The sequence below is a fragment of the Peribacillus sp. P4_C12 genome (assembly GCF_056402095.1).
In genome coordinates this window covers 1-1,899 of record NZ_JBFUIB010000617.1, presented here as the reverse complement: position 1 = coordinate 1,899, position 1,899 = coordinate 1, and the positions used below count along the sequence as shown (strand labels likewise).

The 1,899-nt window shown below is 34.9% G+C and carries 2 protein-coding genes; one reads left to right on the top strand and one right to left on the bottom strand.

The features are described 5' to 3' along the window. Nucleotides 1-417: LysR family transcriptional regulator (locus AC1DUW_RS27225; RefSeq protein WP_477643977.1), on the bottom strand; the 417-nt coding region annotated here is incomplete at its 3' end. A gap of 119 nt (nucleotides 418-536) precedes the next feature. On the opposite strand from AC1DUW_RS27225, the gene AC1DUW_RS27220 reads away from it, so the two are divergent. Beyond that, a complete protein-coding gene (locus AC1DUW_RS27220; protein WP_083450748.1) occupies nucleotides 537-1,577 on the top strand; it encodes a YeiH family protein in 1,041 nt (346 codons plus the stop codon). Nucleotides 1,578-1,899 lie beyond the last annotated feature (322 nt).

Here is a 1,899-nt window from a genome sequence, read left to right as displayed (position 1 = left end):
CTCATGACTTGTGATTGCTTTGGCAATATCCCTTGTGTTGCCAATCTGTACCGAAGGGAAGATATTAGGAAATAGGTTTTTCATTCTTGCAAGTATATGTGGTAATACATACTCTCCAAAGGTATAGCTGGCACCAATTTTTAATGGTCCTGTTGGCTCGTTATTTAATTCATTCACTAACATTGACATTCGTTTATATAAACCTGTTATTTCTTTAGCATGTAAATAGACTATTTCTCCTGCTTTAGTTAGCTGGACAGATTTGTTTGTTCGCAGAAGTAGTTTTGCACCTACATGTTTTTCCAATTGTTGAATTTGCTGGCTGACTGCAGGCTGAGTCATATGAAGCACTTCCGCTGCTCTGGAAAAGTTTCTTTTATCAGCCACAGATATAAATACAGATAATAGTTGATCCATATGTTCTCCTTCTTACTATCGCATTTACTTWTTATAACTATAATAATCATTTATTTTCCTTATTGTAAATCATTAGGTACGATAAATTATAAATAATCCAAATAAGGGGTTGAAAAACATTGGAACAAAAAGCGTTAATAACTCCCAGTCCAAATAAGCAAAAAAAAGCGGCAAAAAAGCTAAATGTTTCTTTGATTTATGGAATTGGTTTTACATTGATCATAGCCGTGTTAGGTTTTATTTTGGCAGCGTTGCCAGGTCTAAATCATATTGGACCTCTTGCGTGTGCCATTTTACTAGCTGTGGTTTATAGACAGGTTTTTGGATATCCAAAAAAATTACGTACTGGTATTCAATTTTCATCAAAAAAACTATTGAGATTTGCCATCATACTTTATGGATTAAAGCTTAACATGATTGTGATATTTCATCAGGGTTTCCCTCTATTGCTAAGAGGGACAATAACGATCATTTTTTCAATTGTTGTTCTTATGATCATTGCAAAATGGCTAAAGGCAGATTTTAATCTTTCTTTATTATTAAGTGTCGGCACAGGCATTTGTGGTGCAGCTGCCATCGCAGCCGTATCGCCAATTATAAAAGCAAAAGATGAAGATACGGCTATGGGAGTAGGCATCATCGCATTAGTCGGCACAGTGTTTTCAATAATCTATACGTTAATATATCCTTTTTTATCAATTGGTCCTATGAACTACGGAAATTGGGTTGGAATCAGCCTACACGAGATAGGCCATGTTGCTTTAGCTGCTGCCCCGGCAGGCCAGGATGCTCTTGCTCACGCATTACTTGCCAAACTTACACGAGTATTCCTATTAGTTCCGGTTTGCTTTATTCTCATGCTTTGGATGAAAAAGAAAGGAAAAATAGAAGGGGAGGCAAGATTCGAGTTTCCATGGTTTTTAATTGGCTTTATCGTTATGAGTTTTGTAGGAAGCTATATCATTGGTAATAAGGTATTGGTATCACAAAAAGTGATGTCTGATATTGCAGACTTCACATCATTAATGTTAACAATGTCAATGACCGGATTAGGATTAAATATTAGCTTGAAAGAATTACGTACCAAAGCAATACGTCCACTTATTGCCATTATTATTACATCATTTCTTTTATCATCGCTAACGTATATTAGTCTTTAACAAAGAATAAAAAGGAGAATTTTTACCCACTGCAATACATATATGACCATCATGAATATGTTCAAACCGAATATTTTTTTCTTTTTTTAACTCATTATAGATGTATAGATCATAGCAAAATCGTAATTTTCCTTGTTGAAATTCTGAATAATATCTGTAGGATTTTGCTAACTAATTCTAAATCAAACCATATGGAGGTATAGGGGTTACCGGTTAATTGTATTTCAAGGAGGAGATAAACGATAGATCCAGTCATTGGTCTGGATGTAGCAAAAGGTGAAAGTCAGGTTCAATCAGCAAAAGGTGAAAGTCAGGTTCAATC